The organism is Methylotenera sp., from assembly GCF_029945705.1.
Taxonomy (GTDB): Bacteria; Pseudomonadota; Gammaproteobacteria; order Burkholderiales; family Methylophilaceae; genus Methylotenera.
The window spans coordinates 75,078-91,993 of record NZ_JAQSDC010000004.1; the positions used below are offsets into that span (position 1 = coordinate 75,078).

Consider the following 16,916-nt stretch of genomic DNA (forward strand, 5'->3'; position numbering starts at 1 on the left):
GTTGCTCGCTCTATTGTTTGGTGTTTTTAATCACGTGCTTTTGCGTTAGCTAAATGCTTAATTGCCTGATCTACTTTGCTGACAAATGTTTGCCAGGTAAATTGTTTAACATGTTGATGTGCTTGCTGTCCCATTGTTTTGCATAGCGTGGGATTTAACGCTAATGCTCGCATTGAATTTGCCCAACTATCAATATCTTCGGGTGCATGCAAAAACCCAGTTTGACCATGAACAACACTTTCTAAAGGGCCACCACTCGCATTTGCAATCACGGGCTTAGCAAAGCCCATAGATTCTAACGGAACAATACCCCAATCTTCGTTTAATGGTGTAAATAAACAAAATGAAGCCGTGCTGTATAAAGAGTTTAACTGTTGGCTGCTAGGGGAGATCACAAACTCCACCTCTACACCCTCAGGTACTAGATCACGCATATCTTGTAAATAACTGTGGCTTTTCGCATCCAAAAATCCAGCCACGACGAGCTTCCAAGGGCTAGGTAGCCCAGCCTTAACAAAGGCTTTTATGCCTTGCTGAATGTTTTTTGTCCACATAATACGACCAGGCAGTAGGATGAATGGCTGATATGTAACGTTTGAAACATCCTCTTTCCATTCAATACCAGGGTATGCCATAGTCATAGCAGCTTCGTCTGTACACAAGTTGCCTTTAATAATGCGATTTTTCACTTCGGAGCTAGTGGTAATCACGCCATCGTAATATGACCAAGCCAATCTATCGACCGCTGTAAACAAGTATTTGAATGTTTTGTAAGCTACTTTATATAAAATCCCTCTGCCTTTGAGTGCTAATTGCTCATACACAGGATCAAATGCAGCACGCAAGGGAGTGCTGCATATATTTAGCAATGGTAACTTATGATTACGGAATGTAATTAAATCACCGATGCCATCACACCATACTGCAACAATATCGATGTTTTCAGTCGGGATTTTTTGCTTTGATACTTGAAATGCACTTTTCAAAGTACCACCAATGGTACGTTTAACAGTTGTCTGGTTGAGCACACGTACATCAACATTGGCAAACTCTTTAAATGTGTTTTCTGGGTCATAATAACCAGTATAGACAATCCATTCATGCTCAGAGCGCGTAACCAGCTCCAGTAAGCTTTTCTCAAGGCCGCCATGAAGGTAAATCCATGGTTGGTATAGTGCAATTTTCATTTCTGACTCATTCTTAGTATATTAAAATAAATTTGTTCTTGAGCTTCTGCAAGTCGATCCCAAAGGTAGCTTTTAGCTTCCTGATATGCGCACAAGCCTTTTCTCAAGCACTCACTTTCATCTTTCCAGTAGTTGGCTATATGTTCAGCAAAACCACTGATATCCCCTGTGCTGGCGAGAGATGACCAGTCTGGCTTTAATAGTTCATTTAAGTGGTCAATATCGTAAGCAATCACGGGCTTGCTGCTTGCCATTGCTTCTAGCGCCGTCAAGCCAAAGGTTTCCTGTCTGGAAGGCATCACTAAAAAACGACAGTTGCGTAAAACTTCATTTTTTTGTGTGCCTTCTAAACGACCCTTAAACAGGACAACATCGCTTAAACCAAGTGTTTTAACACTTTGCTTTAAAGCGGATTCGTCTTGCCCTGCCCCCACTATCCATAATGGGATATTCAAGTTCTTTTCTTTTAGCATTTTCCATGCCAATAGTAGGTCATCTAAACCTTTATGTTGAATATCCAGTCTGCCTAAGAATAGGGCGTAGTCACCAAGCATTCCTGGTTGTTGTAATGCACTAGCATTAATGCCGCATGGAATTTTATAAATATCTGCATGTGGTAATAGGGCCTTAAAGTATTCGCCCATTTTGTGTGTTTGTACGATGATATGGCGGTGTGGAAAATGTAAGGCACGCTTGCGCATGATGGCTTCAAATGGCAGTTTGTAGCGCTTTTCCCAGTCTTTGAAAAAATGCCATTGCACGATAGAAATGACTGGCTGTTGCGTAGATTTTTGCAAATTACAAAAGCCAAATGGCGGCGTAAATTCCTCTACAATCAGGTCATGAGGTATACGCTTTATTGCTGCAGGTAGTCGACTCAAATAACTTAAATGTGAAGATAATCCCCAACCAGGAATAGTAATGCCTAAGCGCTGGTAATGAATATTGCTTCTAACAATGCCTTGTTCGCTGCCTTTATAGCTTGCTGTTAGCACCGTGATTTGATGATTTTTCGACAGTCTTGAGTTAATTTCATAAGTGCGCACTGGCTGCCCACCTCGTAAAGGGTTATCAAGATCATCGGTATCTGTATGAATAATCCGCATATCGATCATTCAATTAAACTTAATGCGCCAGCCACGTTTTTTGCAGTGCGTTGCCAGCTGAACTCAGCAATTTTCTTATGCCCTTGCGTAGCGAGGTGTTGACTTGTATGTGTGTTATCTAAGATGCTCTTTATTTTGTCAGTGAGATCATCTGCGGAGTTTGGGTTAAAAAACACCGCAGCATTACTAAATAACTCCAAGTGCACAGCAATGTTTGAGCAAACTACGGGCACACCGCAAGCCATGGCCTCTAAAGGCGGTATATTAAAGCCCTCGTCTCTGGAAGCTGTGATAAATAATGCAGCATTTTGATAGAGATTAATAAGTGCAGATTCGCTCATAAAACCCATATAGTGAACGCGCTTAGTTAACCCTAATGCTTTTAACTGCACTTGCAGTTCGTTAAAGTAGCCTTTATCCCTGATTGCACCAACGATAGCCAATTCAAGCTTTGGATAGTCATTTAGCTGCGATAGCATTTCAAAAATAGTTTCGATATTTTTGCGTTTTTCTATGGCGCCCACTGTGAGTAAATAAGGTTTTTCAATAGGCAATTGCGTTACTAAATGATCTTGATTAAAAACGCTAACATCAACGCCATTGTAAAAGGCAACTATTGGGGCTTTTACGTTTGTGCAGTAGGCTTCCACTTCAGCTTTAATCGCGAGTGTGGGCGTCAATATTAAACTTGCACGTTTAATTGTGTTTTTTGTGAGTGCGCGTACCAAGTTGTTCGATAGCCCTTTGTAGGCTTGTGCAAACTTGATTGGGGTTAAATCATGAATAGTCGCAATCAGTTTACAGCGCCCGCAAAACCATGGTGCTAACCTTTGAATAAGCAAAGCATCTAAATGATAGCGATATACCAGCCATGGTAATAGAATCAAGCGCTCGAACAAAGGGTTAGCAAAAGCCAGTGGCACATATTGAACGCCTTTAATGTGATTGGGCGTTACTTGCAATGTAGCAAATTCAGTTTTGGTCACAAATACAATATATTCATGCTCAGGCGCTTCTGTAGGTAGTTGCTGAACGAGCTCGCGAACAAAGCGTTCTACGCCACCGATGTTTTTACCAAGCACATGTCCATCAATGCCGATACGCATTATTGAGTCACTTTCTTCATGTTGGTAACCTTTAATATATCAATTAGTCTTGCCCACGCACATTGCAGTGCTTCGTTATTCACTACACCTAATTTGGGAATTTTGAATAATGCAACTGAGAGGCGGATTAACGTACCTAAAAAAATAGCTAAACGCGCTGAGCGGGCCTGCGAACTGCCATAATAGTCCTGCACAATCATCATTAAGTGGCGTTGTTGCCAAAGGCTGTTTCTTACCTTTGCCGCGATATTTTTTGAGCTTGCGCCACCGTAATGCATAATGTCTGCGGCATCATAAAGAATAACTTTTCCATGTTTAGCCAGTTTTAAGCAAAGCTCTATATCTTCGCAATACATAAAAAACCTTGCATCAAATCCACCTACACTTAAGTAATCTTTGGTACGCATGACCATGCACACGCCTGATACCCAGTCGACATTCATCTCTTTTGCCCAGCGGTAATCTCCATCTGTGCCCCGAAACCATCTGGCTTTAGGAAATACTCTATTTAAGCCAAAACTCTGCATCCATACGCGCATGGCGGTAGGTGCGAAGCCAAAGGTTTTTGGTTGGATTTCACCAGTATTTGGTAAAATCACTCTTGGGCAAATACAACTGACTTCCTGATGTTTCTCAAGATAGTCCACGAGTATCTGTGGAGTGTTTGTGGTTAAAATGGCATCGCTATTCAGTAGCATGACATATGCCCCCTTAGCCTGTTGAACACCTAAATTGTTTGCCAAACCAAAGCCTAAGTTGCTTTTAGATTCAATCAGAACAACCTCTGGGAAGTTTTGTTTTACCATTTCGCAACTGCCATCGATTGACGCGTTATCGACAACAATCACCTCTAGTTGATTTGGTGCGTAGGTATAAACCGAGCTTAAGCACTCATTAAGATAGGCTAAGGTGTTGTAACTGACAATAATAATGCTGAGATTAGTCAAGGCTTTTACTTCTGATCAGATTGCTTAGCGACATTTCTTGCTGGCACGCCTAGTAACACGGCATGGTCGGGAAAGCTTTTATCGACAGCACTATTCATTGAAACTTTAACGTGGGTGCCTAAAGTAATGTTTCCAAAAATCACGGAGCCACCACCCATCATTAAGTGATCCCCAATGATGGGCGCTTTGTTTGCATTGATGTCCTCTAGGAGATAGGTTTTGACATCATCAGCCTCTAAATTTTCTTCACAGTAAAAAGGAGAGGCGCATATTGTATTTTGATGACCTAGAATGCAGTTTTTACCAATGATAACGTTGGCACCTATGGTGATAAAGTTAGCATGTAGCATCACAAACCCTGGCCCAATCTTGGCAGATGAATCTATTTTTACAGCGAAAAAAATGATGTTGATGAAACTCAATAATGAGGCTAACGGCTTTAAGTAATGGTAGAAAAAAAATACTTGCAGCCTATAAATAATGCTGCTCAAAGTAGCATGGAGAAAACAAAACCTTAATGCGCGTAGCCAAGTTAATTTTTTATTTTCATAATCACAACGCATTTTCATGTCTAGTCTAAGTAGCGCTATCGTTTGTCTCGTAGATTGACTCATCACTTGACCTCAGCAATAGGAATACCTAATAGCGGGTTCCATTGTGTGATTTTTTCAATCGAATCAATACGTCTACGGCGCGCTGGAATGCCGAACAGACTGCATCCTTGTTTTGTTTCCGTCAGCATGACCACCGAGTTTGGCTTGATTTGGATGCCATCAGCAATGTTAATGGGGCGCATTACTCTAGCTCCGCTACCTAACACACAATAATTGCCGATTGTAATAGCGTCTTTATTTAAATCCACGCCCTCTATCATGCCTAAGCTGAGAGTGTTCCTTCCTAGGAAAGTGCAGTTTTTGCCAATGATTGCAGAGGAGCATATGCCTATGGCCACACCTTCAAATACTAGGCCTGGGCCTATAATAGCCATTGGAGAAACTTCATTTTTGCAATACAAAAGTTCGATGATTGACAGAAATCGAGTCAAAAATCCAAGGTTGTTGTAAACGCAAAAATGCGAAACTCGATACAAAATAACGCCGACCATGCCCTGTTTGACGCAGATTCTTAGTTTGTTTAGCAGGCTGGGGCGCTTGCCTTCTAAAAGCAGCCTTCTTTGGAAATCTGCTTTGATATTGCTGATTGTTTCTCTAAGTGTAACCATTTTTAATTATTCATTAATGATGAAATAAAAATTGTCTAATACGGGTTCTTTTAGCAAGCGTAATGCCACCCATGACATAAAGTAAAAATACATAGAGTATCAGTGCTATTGGTACACAAAAGATCCATAAATATTTACCATTTGCTAACACTGAAAACATTGATAGTTTGAGGCCCATGTCGAAAAAGATAAAAGTAATGAGTGATGCGAGGCTCGGTCGCCAAGTGCTGAGTAATAAAAGTTTAATTGGAAAAACTGATCTTAATAGCCTAAGCCTTATGATGACCGTCGCTAGCATGGCTAAAACTAAAGCCAGCGCAGCCCCCGTTGCGCCGCTATGCATCACCAGTACAACGGTGAGGGCAGCTGCACTTAGTCCTCCAACCAAGATTGAAATCATATCACTCTTATAGTCTTTACGTGCAGTCATAACTTGCGAGAGCACTTGATCCACCATGACCAGCCCAGATGCAATCATTAATAACATTAAAGCGTGCTTAGCGAGCAAGTAATGATCGCCATATAAAAACATTAAAAAATTCTGTGCAAAGGCCGCGGTAATCGCGATACACGGAAAAAGTGCGAGAGATGTAATCGAAACGAGTTGTGTCGAGACCCTTCTTAGCGCAACGTTTGATTGATTAGCTTTATTAACAAAGACATGGTTTGAGGTCACGGCCAATACAGAGGGGATAAGTAATATCATGTCGAACAATTGATAAGCAACGCCAAAAATGGCATTTTCAGCATCACTTATGAGTGCCGGAATAAGCACAAGGGCAGCATTTCTTAATGTCAAGAATGCAAAAATAATCACCAGAAACTTTGGTGCATCACGTAGCACATAAGCTACATCTTTTTTATTTGGCAACCAATGGTCCGCTTCCAGCATTTGGCTAAGCACGTAAAAGCTATAAAAGGCAATGCCCCAGCGAGTCAACACAAAAACCCATATCACGTCAGTAACAGAGAAGTTTAAATAAATCAGTAAAATTGAAACGGTACATCGAATTAAATATTCGATGCCATTATATTTGCCAACAGCGTAAGTTTTCCCAACACCAATCAGTGCGGATTGTACGCATTGATAAATGCCAGATGGAATTATGCTCAAAGCTGCTAGTTTTAAGCCATGGTCAATGCCTGGGCTATAAACGTCTAGATAAGAGATGGATAAGTAAGTGATTATCAGAAATATTGAAACACCCAGCATCACGGAGTTCGTGGCTAAAAACAGAGCCCAGCGCCCTTTGTTTTCAGAAGCCATTTCTGTGGCTAGCCAACGGTGCATGCCTAGCATGCCAAGAAACTCTGCAATGACAAGGTAGGTCACGACGGTTCTAAAAACACCAGCATCCTGTGGGGAGTGCCTAGCTAAAACTAGAAATAGCAAAAAGGAGAGTACCATCCCTAACATTCGCGCTATAGCAACTGAGCCACCACCTTTGACTACGGAGTCACTCTTACTCATAAAAATCAATCAAAAATAATGAAAGACACTTATTTTGGTAGACACATAAAATATGGCGCATCAATATAAATCCATTTTTCTTTATGAGAGTGATAAGTTTTTGGCAGGAACGCCAATCAGTATGGCATTGCTTGGGAAGCTTTTATCAACGGCAGTGTTGACTGATATTTTGGAGCGACTGCCTATGCTTATGTTGCCAAAAATGGCGCAGCCTACACCGCACAATACATCATCTCCAATGATTGGGCCTTGGTCAGATACGCCTGCTTCGGTTTCGATGACGTAAGCGGGACCAATAGAGTTTTGTTGCGCCAAAATACAACGTTTACCTAACACTACATTTTTACCTATAAAAATATAATTTGGATGAAGCATTAACAATCCCTCACCTATCTGCGTTTTTGAATGAATATTGACAGTAAAAATCAGACTATTGATACCTTTGAAGATAGACGCAAAGATACCTAAGTGGTTAAGGTGAAAAAATATTTGAAATCGATACAGTATTTGACTAATGACAGCATGGTTAGTTAAAAAAGCTAACACACGTAAGGCTGTCAGCTGTTTATGTTCGTAATCACAACGGAACTGCATGTCACTGCGAATAAGGGTAATTGTACTTAGAAGTGATTGAGATTGCTTATCCATTAGTGACTCATTGCTAGGGTTTGAGACAGAATAGGGCTCCAAGACTTGATTAATGTCATAGGCACTATACCAACCGATTTTGCTGGGAACCCAGCAATAATCGTTCCGGATTCTTTGACTGAGGTCATTAATACCGAGTTAGGCTTGATTTGCACGCCATCCGCAATAGTGACGGGGTTAATCACCTTAACGTTGTGACCAATGACACAATAGTCACCAATACGAATGCGGTCGTTCATCAGATCGATACCTTCCATTGCGCCCAGTGTTGGGGTTGCTTTACCCATGAAGGTACAGTTTTTCCCAATAATTACGCTAAAGCCTAAGCTCACTCCCCCCATGTCGCTTAACACCAACCCAGGCGCTATGATGGCTCTTGGGTCAAGCTCATTATGACAATAATGAAATTCAGGGAACTTAAGTAGACGTACTGCACTTTTTAAAATTAAGTTGTTTTTGTAATAGAAGTAACGTTTAAGCCGATATAGCAATACTGAGGTCACGCCTTTACTTGTGATAATGCTCAGAACACTCCAAAAATTGATTGCTTTACCTTCTAAAGTCAGCCTTCTTGCGAGATCTTGTTTGAAATCTTCTAAGGTTTGCTTGAATGTAATGTGCATCGCTAAATTTAGCTCAATCTTTTTAATAGGGTTGTTTTCATCGAAACTGTCAAGTTCACATTACTTTAAAGCTACAAATCAGTGATATGCTATAATTTTTACATGTTGTATTTTACGCAGTGTAGGAATGTTTAATATAGTCCATTCAGGCTAGTAGCCCATCAGATAATGCTTTTAAGGCATGTGTCAATAGCCAATTTTGGCTATTTACGTATAAATTAAAGCCAGTTAGGATGTAGATGGCATAGTTTTTGCCAAGTATTTTTAATAAAAATTTGCAGGGGGTAACACATGGAAGCTGTCAATAATGAAATCATCTCAAGAGTGCAACAAGTCATTGCTAATTATGCAGAGCTTGGCGCAAACGCGGTTGCCTTATCAGCCGATGAAGATTTATTCGCACGAGGCATGAGCTCGCGCGCTTCTGTAGGCGTGATGCTGGGCTTGGAATCTGAGTTTGATATTGAGTTTCCAGATGCAATGTTAAGGCGTGATGTATTTGAAAGTATTAGTTCTATTAGTAACGCAGTGAATAATTTACTCAATAAGTAATGCTTATTAAATATTTAAATCAAAAAATAGCGTCGGGAAAATGTGTGTATTGTCTTTATGAATGAGTTGATTGCAAGTTTAGATAAGGTCGGTCGCGAAATTGCTAAAGTCCATGCCTACGATGTGGATGCAAGCCCTCGCTTTCCAAAAGAGGCCGTAGAAGCCATGCGTGCTATCGGTGCTTTTATTTGGCCTATTCCCAAGGAGTATGGGGGCATGGGGGCAAGCCCGATTGAGTTAGCAAAAGCCTGTAAGGTCATTGGTCAATATTGCTCAGCTTCAGCGGCGGTGCTTTCTATGCATTACACGCAAATTCTATCTGTGGTATGTCACGCAAAAGATGATGATAATCTTAAAGACTACATGCGTCGTGCTGCACGCGAAAATCGCTTAATTGCTTCAGTTACTTCAGAAGTTGGTCCTGGTGGCAATATGCGTAACAGTAGTTGCGCAGTTGAGCTTGAAGGCGATCAATATACATTGTTTAAAGACGCCACTACCGTTTCATATGGTAGCTATGCGGATGATCTGATGATTACGGCTAGAAAAAATGCCAATGCTACGGCTGGCGATCAAGTGTTGGTGATTGCAGAAAAAGGCATGTTTGAACTTAAGGACATTGGAGAGTGGGATACTTTAGGTATGCGTGGCACCTGTAGTCCTCCCGCTAAGGTATACGCAAAAGGTTCTGCCTGGCAAGTGATGGCTGCGCCCTTTGCTGATATAGCGACCTTCACGATGGTACCCACTTCACATATTTTTTGGTCTGCATGGTGGTTAGGTTTAGCTACAGATGCGACCAATAAAGCAAGAGAGCTGTTGCGCGCCAAAGGTCGCTCAAATCCAGGTACTACACCGCTTGGTGCACATCGCGTTGCCGACTTAGATGCGGCGTTGCAAAGCATGGAGTATGAGGTCATGGGTTTAGCCAGAGAGTATAGCGAAGCGCTTGCCGCGAACGATGTACAAAAATTGGGCGGCATGGCGTTTGCCTTGCGGATTAATGCGTTAAAGCTTAATAGCTCTCGTAACGTAGTCGCCATTGTCTCGGAGGCGCTCGCGATTTGTGGTATTCAAGCCTACAAAAATAAAGGCCAGTTTGCGCTAGGACGCCATCTACGTGACGCCTATTCCTCTATCATGATGGTGCATAACGATCGAATTCAGCAAACAAATGCATCCATGCTGCTGATTCATAAGGGGTTTTAAATAAATGAGTGATTTAAATACGCAACACTTAGCGTTTAAACAGCAGCTGTTTGACCATAAATTATTATTTGGTAGCGGTGTGAATGGTATTGTCGGCCGCAGCTCGAAAATAGTAGAGCTTGTTGCGGCTTTGCACGGAATGGTGGATAAAGAGTCTGTTAAAGATGGTGCACAAAAAGTCGCTTTCCCTCCAGTCGTCCCGCGTGAGTTGCTGCGCACTGTGGGTTATATGAATAACTTTCCTCAGCTTTCTGGCTCAATACACTCTTTCTCTGGGGACGATAGACAGCACCTTGCTTTACAAGAGACGGTAAAAAATGGGGAGGATTGGTCGCCGCATCTTTCGCAAACAGATGTCACCTTAACTCCCGCCAGTTGCTATCCACTTTACCCAACGTTGGCGGGCAATCTGCCAGAAGGCGGGGCATTATTTGATTTGAATTGTTATTGCTTTAGGCACGAACCCTCCAATGATCCGGCACGTTTAATGAGTTTTGAAATTCGTGAAAATGTACGCGCAGGTTCGCCAGAAGAAGTGCAAAAATGGCGGCATAGTTGGTTAGATCGTGGGCATAACCTGCTTGAGTCACTCGGTTTGTCAGTGGTATTAGATACTGCAAGTGACCCATTCTTTGGACGTGGCGGTCGCATGATGAAAGCAAGCCAAAAAGAGTTAGAGCTTAAGTTTGAGCTACTGGTGGATATTTGGGGCAAAGATAATCCAACCGCATGTGCTTCATTTAATTATCACCAAGACCATTTTTCACATCTTTTTGGCATTCACCTAGCTGATGGCGCAGATGCACACACCGCCTGTTTGGGTTTTGGCATTGATCGTTTAGTCATTGCTTTGCTTAAAACACACGGCTTTGATATGAACGCTTGGCCAGCCAGCGTGCGTGAAAAACTAGCATTATGAGTCCAGTTGATACCTCACAGATTTTTGCGCGCTTGCCAGAAAATTTTGTGCCGCATGTACTGCATTTGTCTGAGAAAAACTTTCGTGAAACCAATTGCTATTCAGATTTAATGATCGAAATAGTGAACGGCTTAGGGCTTAATCCATTGGCTTGTCTTGGCTACACGCTAGCCGCTGATTTTGAAGGGGATCAATGGACCTTTGGTAAGCCTGCACATCATGATTTAGAGCGTTTGTATGGTATTCGGATTGAGGAACTTTCGCTATATCGGTCATTAACCGCGCAACTTGTGACTCAAGTCTCGCGAGGTGCAATTCCTCTGCTAGAGGCAGATGCATTCCACTTGCCAGATACAGCAGGCATTGATTACCGCAATAACCATGTTAAAACCACCATCGGCATCACACATATTGATGCTGCAAAAAATGTGATGCATTACTTTCATAACGCTACATTTGCTAAGTTAGAAGGCGAAGATTTTAACGGCGTTTTAGCCCCACTCAATTCAAATAACAAAGGTTACTTGCCGCCTTATTGCGAAATTGCGAAGCTTAACCAAGTCTTTAAATTAAGTGAAGATACATTGCGTCTTCGTGCGTACGACATTGCAGCCTCTCATTTGCGTAAGCGACCCACTGAGAACCCAATTAAGGCATATGCTAATGCGATACTGGAGCATCAACAAACCATTGCTGCTGATGGCAATGACGCCTATCACGCTTATACTTTTGTGGCCCCAAGGCAATTGGGCGCATCACATGAACTTGGTGCGCAATTTTTGCGCTGGTTAGATGGTGAAAATCCTCATTTACTTGAAGCGGCTAACGCGTTTGATGGCATTGCGACCCTATCTAAATCTTTAGTGCTCAAACTTGCACGTGTTGCCCACAGCGGTAGACCTGTAGATTTAACCTCTATTTTAGGCGATATGTCGGTACATTGGGAGCATGCGGATCAGCAACTACGCGCATCATTTACGCTATGATATGTCTTAATTAAATAAAGTCAGTCAAGCTATGCTGTTAACTGAGGTATCAGAGCAAGAAATCATTTTACTTCACCAAGGATTTGAATGGGGAGCGTCGTCTGCAAATGCGTATGCAATACCTGACGATATTGATGCAAGTGTCACCTTCAAACCAGCCATCGTACCTTGCACAGTGGCGATGCTTATTGAACATGCGCATGAACTTGTCCATTTAGATGCGCAAGATCATTGGTATCGCACTACGTTTAGTGCGGACCCTAAAGCCTACCAAAAAACGCTGCTGCAATTGGATGGCTTGCTAACGTTTGCTGATGTTTATTTGAACGGCGCGCTGATATTGCAGTCTTTGAATGCTTACCATGTGCATGAGGTGGATGTAACCCTATTGCTGCAAGCTAGCAACCAGTTGGCGATATGCTTTCGTGCTATTAGGCCATTTTATACAGCCAAACATCCGCGTGCAAAATATATCACACGCCTAATCAATGAACGTCATTTACGATTTATTCGCACACCTGTGTTGGGTTATACGCCGGGTTTCTCTGCACCAACTAAACATGTAGGGCCTTATCGACCCATTCGATTGATTCGTCAAAATGCATTCAGCATCACATCTTCTTGGGTGAGTACACAATTACTGGGTGATGACCAAGGTCTGGCAGAAGTGAATGTGATGCTTCAAGCGCTCGAGCAGTTGCCAGATTCGGCCAGCTTAAACTTGTATGACGAGGCAACAAACCAAGTGCTCAAGAGTGAGCTACTCAGCGTAACTCTCGAAAGCAACAATAACATTTCACTCAAGGGTACGTTAAGTTGCAAAGTCTATGCTTATTGGCCGCATACTCATGGCTCACCCAAACGTTACCAGCTTAAGTTGGCATTAAATGCGGGTCAGCAAGTTTTTAATATTACGCTAGGTCATTATGGTTTTAGACGTATTGAGCGCGCAAATCTAGAAACCTTTTCGCTACATTATAACGGCGTGCCGCTTTATTTTAGAGGAGCTTGTTGGACTCCAATGCACCCTACCAGCTTATTGGTCAGCTATGCAGCACTGCTGCAAAGGCTTACTTTATTAAAAAATGCGGGCGTTAATATGCTCCGCATTCCAGGCAATATGCTGTATGAAAGTGATGATTTTTATGCCTTATGTGATGAGCTTGGCATTCTGGTATTTCAAGACTTTGCTTTTACCAATTTTGATTATCCCGAAACAGAAGATTTTATTACCAGTGTAAAAAAAGAAATCACGGATTTTCTAAATAAACATGGCAGCCGCCCTAGCATGACCGTACTATGTGGTGGTAGTGAAGTTGCGCAACAAGCATGCATGATGGGTGTGCCAGTTGACCAAAGCGACCACGTTTTATTTACTGAACTTATCCCTAAGCTCACGCAAGCGCGGGCACCCAATGTGCCTTATACCGTTTCAAGCCCTTATAATAGCCAAGGCCTACCTTTTCATACTGGGGATGGACCATCCACTTACTTTGGCGTAGGTGGATATAGGCGTGATTTTGATGACGCACGCGTTTATAAGGGTCGTTTTATTGCTGAGTGTTTACCGTTCTCACACATACCAGAAGATGAAAGTCTGCGTACTTTTTGGGGTGGTGAAATTCCACCTCCTCATCATCCATTGTGGAAAGAGGGCGTTACCCGCGACCCAGGTTCAGGTTGGGACTTCTCTGACATCACTGATTTCTACATGGAAAAGTTGTTTGAATTGAGTGCAGTGAAGCTCAGGTCCATTGAGCCAGACCGTTATTTAAGATACTGCCGCGCTACTTTAGTCGAAGTCGTTGAAACCACGCTCTCCATTTTTCGCGCAAACTCGGCAGAAGGCCGTGCAGCACTTGTTTGGAATTTACACGATTTAAAACCAGGCGCAGGTTGGGGTTATATTGATGTATTAGGCCGCCCAAAATCTGCTTTTTATGCTTTGTCCAGAACCGCGCAACCTACTACAGTTTTGTTTGTTGATGAAGGGTTAGATGGTTTAGCGGTTTACCTTACGCATGATGGCAACACTGCACTCGATTGTCAGCTTACGATAACACTTGTGACTAGTGAGGGGAAGCTGTTTGAGCAAGGCACATTGCCTATCAACCTTAATCCTCGTGGGCTTGTTCGGTTAAGTGTAGATAGTGTGATTGGCAGATTTGTTGACTCCAGCCATGCTTATCGCTTTGGCCCGCGTGCATTCTCGGCTGTGGTGGCTCAATTGCACCATGCTAATGGAGCATTAATTACGCAAAAAGTATATGCGCCTCCTTGCGAAACACACACCATGATTAACGACGCCGGCCTTACTGCAATCGTTAAGAAGCAATTAAATGGTGATTATTTATTGGATATATCCACGCAACATCCAGCATTCTTTGTCTCGATTGAATTACCGAATTTTACATTAAGCGATAATTACTTTCATATCATCCCTGGTTTTAATAAGCAGGTCTTAATCACAGCGCAGCAGGCTGCACAAACTCCTAATGGTCGACTACGCGCTTTAAATGCTAAAGCTAGTAGCGCCATTATTGACGGTATTTCAGAGGTGTCTTAATAGTGTATGACACTCTATATTGTTGGGAAAGAGTCAACCAAACACGCTCTTGTAAGCCTCTATATATAAGGGTTTAAATATATATTAAAAATATGTTACCCCTAAAGTTACCCCAAACATCTTATACTCTTCATAGCCTTGCTTAATCCTCAGCATTAATTTTACCCTAGTATGTGTTTTAAACATATCGTATAACTTACAGATGTTCATTAATTAAATATGTTCACGTTACGTGAACAATTATAATAAATGAACAAAAGTGTTGACTATGATGTTCAATTTAATGTAATGTTCACGTAACGTGAACAAAATAAATAAATGAACAAAATGGAATTGGCTAATATAAAAGAAAACGAGATGCTTGATCAGGCTATAGATGCCCTGAGGCAAGCTGCTGGTTTAGATATTGAAGTTACAAAGCTCAAGATACATGGCTTTCTAAATAAAGCCGATGCATTTATTCGAGTTACGATAAACCAAAAAATATATGCGTTTGTAGTTGAGGTCAAACATGTTGATCGATTCGCAATGGTTGCTCAAGTTAAGCATCAGTTGGAAGAGTTTGAAGAGAGGCCACTACTTATTGCGCCTAAGCTCACCGATGCTGCCGCAGATAAGTGTAAAGAGCTTGGGCTTAATTTTATTGATTTAGCTGGTAACGCTTACATCAACACGCCAGATTTTTTTATTTTGATAAAAGGTCAAAAATTAGATCAACATCAAAATAACCCGATGAACTACTTCAAAGGCAATAAAGCGCTTACGCCTACCAATTTGCGCATGGTGTTTGCGCTGCTGTGTAACGCTGAAATGCTAAATGCACCTTACCGTGAAATTGCCAAAGTGGCAGGCATTGCATTAGGTGCAGTTGGCTGGGGATTTAATGACTTGGCCGCAAGAGCGCTTACCCTTGGCGATGGTAAAAAGAATGATCGTGTAATCATTCAGCAAGAAAAGCTTATTCAAGAGTGGGTGACAAACTACCCAATTAAATTACGCCCTAAATTAAACCCAAGGCGTTTTAAAGCAAATAATTTGGAATGGTGGAAGAATCTTGATGTTGGGCGATACGAAGTGCAATGGGGTGGTGAAGTAGCTGCCGATAGGCTTACTAACTATCTAAAGCCAAATTTTTTCACGCTGTATTTACATGGCAAAGATTTGAAAAAAAACATGAATAAGCTGATTGTAGAAAATAGACTGGTGCCAGACCCTAAAGGCGATATTGAGTTATTAGAAGCCTTTTGGGATTTTGATGATGCAGACTTCTTGCCAGAGACTGTACCCACTTTGTTAGTCTATGCCGACCTGATTGCAAGCAATGACCCACGCAACTTAGAAACGGCAAAAATGATTTATGAAAAGTTAATTCAACATGCAAACCATTAAACCTATTAAGCCAATTGGCGAACTGACCGTTGAAATTGCGCGTGAAATAAACGAGGTAAGCAAAACACTGGGGTTAGAGTTGCTGTTGGTTGGCGCTCAGGCCAGAATTATTTTGTTAGAAAATATATATGGTTTAAATCCAGGTGGTGCCACACGAGATATTGATTTTGCATTTGCTGTTGAAAGTTGGGATCAGTTTAACCAAATTAAGCAAAGTTTAATTTCAACTGGGCAATTTAGGGAGTTAACTAAAGAAAAGCAAAGACTACTTTATAAATCTGATTTAATTCAACATGAATATATTGTAGATATTATCCCGTTTGGGGCTGTGCAGGATGATAACAACATGATTGCATGGCCGCCAGAGCTAGACGTGGTGATGAGTGTCAGCGGTTATCAAGAGGCGCTTGAATCTGCGTTATTGGTAGCGCTAGATACCGATTTAACTATTAAAGTGGTCTCGCTGGCTGGGCTGGCAATATTAAAAATATTTGCGTGGTCAGAGCGTGGCACAGTAACCGAAAATAAAGATGCGCTTGATTTGCTGACTCTGCTCCGCACTTATCATGAAGCTGGCAATGCAGACAGAATCTATGAAGTGCCAGAACCAGAGATTTTGGAGATTATCAATTACAACCCAGAGCTGATGGGAGCTTGGCTACTTGGTTATGATGCATCGGCCATAGCTGATAAAAGCACAATTGATACAATTGCTGGGCTTATTGAACGCAAAAAAGAAAACCTTATATTGCAGATGGCTAAGTCATTATTAGGTAATGAAAATGCCCTGAATGAAGCTGAAGCCTTGCTATCATGTTTTACTAAAGGCCTGCAAAACTAACCAACCTTCGCCAGCGCATTCTCATTCACCGCGCCCACTAACTTAGTCACCTTTTTAGCGCCAATTTCATCAATCACGCCCAGCAAGCCATCTTGGTGAATATGCGTAAAAGGTGGCTCAAACAGCATGCTTCAAGAGTTTTAG

17 protein-coding genes are annotated in these 16,916 nt (G+C 41.9%); 7 read left to right on the top strand and 10 right to left on the bottom strand.

All coding sequences use genetic code 11. The features are described from left to right. Positions 1-26 precede the first annotated feature (26 nt). The 9 genes from PSU78_RS01320 to PSU78_RS01360 form a co-directional block, all read right to left on the bottom strand. Positions 27-1,187 (bottom strand): glycosyltransferase, encoded by a 1,161-nt coding sequence (locus PSU78_RS01320; protein WP_300383080.1) that lies wholly within the window; start codon positions 1,185-1,187, stop codon positions 27-29. Next, complete coding sequence (locus tag PSU78_RS01325) at positions 1,184-2,302, bottom strand: glycosyltransferase family 4 protein (RefSeq protein WP_300383083.1); 1,119 nt, start codon at positions 2,300-2,302, stop codon at positions 1,184-1,186. The genes PSU78_RS01320 and PSU78_RS01325 overlap by 4 nt, the downstream gene beginning before the upstream one ends. Then, positions 2,299-3,399: a glycosyltransferase family 1 protein gene (locus tag PSU78_RS01330; RefSeq protein ID WP_300383086.1), complete on the bottom strand. Its 1,101-nt coding sequence runs from the start codon at positions 3,397-3,399 to the stop codon at positions 2,299-2,301. The genes PSU78_RS01325 and PSU78_RS01330 overlap by 4 nt, the downstream gene beginning before the upstream one ends. Beyond that, positions 3,399-4,346 (bottom strand): glycosyltransferase family 2 protein, encoded by a 948-nt coding sequence (locus PSU78_RS01335; protein ID WP_300383089.1) that lies wholly within the window; start codon positions 4,344-4,346, stop codon positions 3,399-3,401. Before PSU78_RS01335 ends, PSU78_RS01330 begins: the two co-directional genes overlap by 1 nt. A gap of 5 nt (positions 4,347-4,351) precedes the next feature. Beyond that, a complete protein-coding gene (locus PSU78_RS01340) occupies positions 4,352-4,960 on the bottom strand; it encodes a hypothetical protein (protein ID WP_300383092.1) in 609 nt (202 codons plus the stop codon). Beyond that, the gene (locus PSU78_RS01345) at positions 4,960-5,568 is read right to left on the bottom strand and encodes a hypothetical protein (RefSeq protein WP_300383094.1); all 609 of its coding nucleotides are present in this window, start codon (positions 5,566-5,568) and stop codon (positions 4,960-4,962) included. The genes PSU78_RS01340 and PSU78_RS01345 overlap by 1 nt, the downstream gene beginning before the upstream one ends. Positions 5,569-5,581: 13 nt before the next feature. Further along, the gene (locus tag PSU78_RS01350; RefSeq protein WP_300383097.1) at positions 5,582-7,039 is read right to left on the bottom strand and encodes an oligosaccharide flippase family protein; all 1,458 of its coding nucleotides are present in this window, start codon (positions 7,037-7,039) and stop codon (positions 5,582-5,584) included. 81 nt (positions 7,040-7,120) lie between these two features. After that, entirely contained in the window at positions 7,121-7,687 is a 567-nt protein-coding gene (locus PSU78_RS01355; protein ID WP_300383100.1) for a hypothetical protein, read from the bottom strand. Further along, the gene (locus PSU78_RS01360) at positions 7,687-8,310 is read right to left on the bottom strand and encodes a hypothetical protein (RefSeq protein WP_300383103.1); all 624 of its coding nucleotides are present in this window, start codon (positions 8,308-8,310) and stop codon (positions 7,687-7,689) included. The genes PSU78_RS01355 and PSU78_RS01360 overlap by 1 nt, the downstream gene beginning before the upstream one ends. Positions 8,311-8,601: 291 nt before the next feature. Between PSU78_RS01360 and PSU78_RS01365 the strand changes: the two genes are divergently transcribed. From PSU78_RS01365 to PSU78_RS01395, 7 genes are all read left to right on the top strand, one after another. Beyond that, complete coding sequence (locus tag PSU78_RS01365; RefSeq protein ID WP_300383106.1) at positions 8,602-8,862, top strand: acyl carrier protein; 261 nt, start codon at positions 8,602-8,604, stop codon at positions 8,860-8,862. Between the two features lie 42 nt (positions 8,863-8,904). Further along, a complete protein-coding gene (locus PSU78_RS01370; RefSeq protein WP_300383109.1) occupies positions 8,905-10,071 on the top strand; it encodes an acyl-CoA dehydrogenase family protein in 1,167 nt (388 codons plus the stop codon). Between the two features lie 4 nt (positions 10,072-10,075). Beyond that, complete coding sequence (locus PSU78_RS01375; protein WP_300383112.1) at positions 10,076-10,990, top strand: amino acid--[acyl-carrier-protein] ligase; 915 nt, start codon at positions 10,076-10,078, stop codon at positions 10,988-10,990. Next, positions 10,987-11,976 (top strand): DUF1839 family protein, encoded by a 990-nt coding sequence (locus PSU78_RS01380; RefSeq protein ID WP_300383115.1) that lies wholly within the window; start codon positions 10,987-10,989, stop codon positions 11,974-11,976. Before PSU78_RS01375 ends, PSU78_RS01380 begins: the two co-directional genes overlap by 4 nt. Before the next feature lie 31 nt (positions 11,977-12,007). Further along, positions 12,008-14,542 (top strand): glycoside hydrolase family 2 protein, encoded by a 2,535-nt coding sequence (locus tag PSU78_RS01385; RefSeq protein ID WP_300383118.1) that lies wholly within the window; start codon positions 12,008-12,010, stop codon positions 14,540-14,542. A 318-nt stretch (positions 14,543-14,860) separates the two neighbouring features. Further along, entirely contained in the window at positions 14,861-15,931 is a 1,071-nt protein-coding gene (locus PSU78_RS01390; protein WP_300383121.1) for a type IV toxin-antitoxin system AbiEi family antitoxin, read from the top strand. After that, positions 15,918-16,772, top strand: a complete 855-nt coding sequence (locus PSU78_RS01395; protein WP_300383124.1) for a nucleotidyl transferase AbiEii/AbiGii toxin family protein — start codon at positions 15,918-15,920, stop codon at positions 16,770-16,772. Before PSU78_RS01390 ends, PSU78_RS01395 begins: the two co-directional genes overlap by 14 nt. On the opposite strand, the gene PSU78_RS01400 is transcribed toward PSU78_RS01395, so the two are convergent. Next, the gene (locus tag PSU78_RS01400) at positions 16,769-16,900 is read right to left on the bottom strand and encodes a hypothetical protein (RefSeq protein WP_300383126.1); all 132 of its coding nucleotides are present in this window, start codon (positions 16,898-16,900) and stop codon (positions 16,769-16,771) included. The two genes, PSU78_RS01395 and PSU78_RS01400, sit on opposite strands and share 4 nt — an antisense overlap. Between the last annotated feature and the right edge of the window lie 16 nt (positions 16,901-16,916).

Excerpts from the sequence above, each read along its gene's own strand:
- PSU78_RS01390 (WP_300383121.1), top strand. The coding sequence starts at position 14,861 with ATGAACAAAATGGAATTGGCTAATATAAAAGAAAACGAGATGCTTGAT.
- PSU78_RS01320 (WP_300383080.1), bottom strand. The coding sequence starts at position 1,187 with ATGAAAATTGCACTATACCAACCATGGATTTACCTTCATGGCGGCCTT.
- PSU78_RS01330 (WP_300383086.1), bottom strand. The coding sequence starts at position 3,399 with ATGCGTATCGGCATTGATGGACATGTGCTTGGTAAAAACATCGGTGGC.
- PSU78_RS01380 (WP_300383115.1), top strand. The coding sequence starts at position 10,987 with ATGAGTCCAGTTGATACCTCACAGATTTTTGCGCGCTTGCCAGAAAAT.
- PSU78_RS01360 (WP_300383103.1), bottom strand. The coding sequence starts at position 8,310 with ATGCACATTACATTCAAGCAAACCTTAGAAGATTTCAAACAAGATCTC.
- PSU78_RS01385 (WP_300383118.1), top strand. The coding sequence starts at position 12,008 with ATGCTGTTAACTGAGGTATCAGAGCAAGAAATCATTTTACTTCACCAA.
- PSU78_RS01365 (WP_300383106.1), top strand. The coding sequence starts at position 8,602 with ATGGAAGCTGTCAATAATGAAATCATCTCAAGAGTGCAACAAGTCATT.
- PSU78_RS01325 (WP_300383083.1), bottom strand. The coding sequence starts at position 2,302 with ATGATCGATATGCGGATTATTCATACAGATACCGATGATCTTGATAAC.
- PSU78_RS01395 (WP_300383124.1), top strand. The coding sequence starts at position 15,918 with ATGCAAACCATTAAACCTATTAAGCCAATTGGCGAACTGACCGTTGAA.
- PSU78_RS01345 (WP_300383094.1), bottom strand. The coding sequence starts at position 5,568 with ATGGTTACACTTAGAGAAACAATCAGCAATATCAAAGCAGATTTCCAA.
- PSU78_RS01350 (WP_300383097.1), bottom strand. The coding sequence starts at position 7,039 with ATGAGTAAGAGTGACTCCGTAGTCAAAGGTGGTGGCTCAGTTGCTATA.
- PSU78_RS01355 (WP_300383100.1), bottom strand. The coding sequence starts at position 7,687 with ATGGATAAGCAATCTCAATCACTTCTAAGTACAATTACCCTTATTCGC.
- PSU78_RS01400 (WP_300383126.1), bottom strand. The coding sequence starts at position 16,900 with ATGCTGTTTGAGCCACCTTTTACGCATATTCACCAAGATGGCTTGCTG.
- PSU78_RS01340 (WP_300383092.1), bottom strand. The coding sequence starts at position 4,960 with ATGAGTCAATCTACGAGACAAACGATAGCGCTACTTAGACTAGACATG.
- PSU78_RS01375 (WP_300383112.1), top strand. The coding sequence starts at position 10,076 with ATGAGTGATTTAAATACGCAACACTTAGCGTTTAAACAGCAGCTGTTT.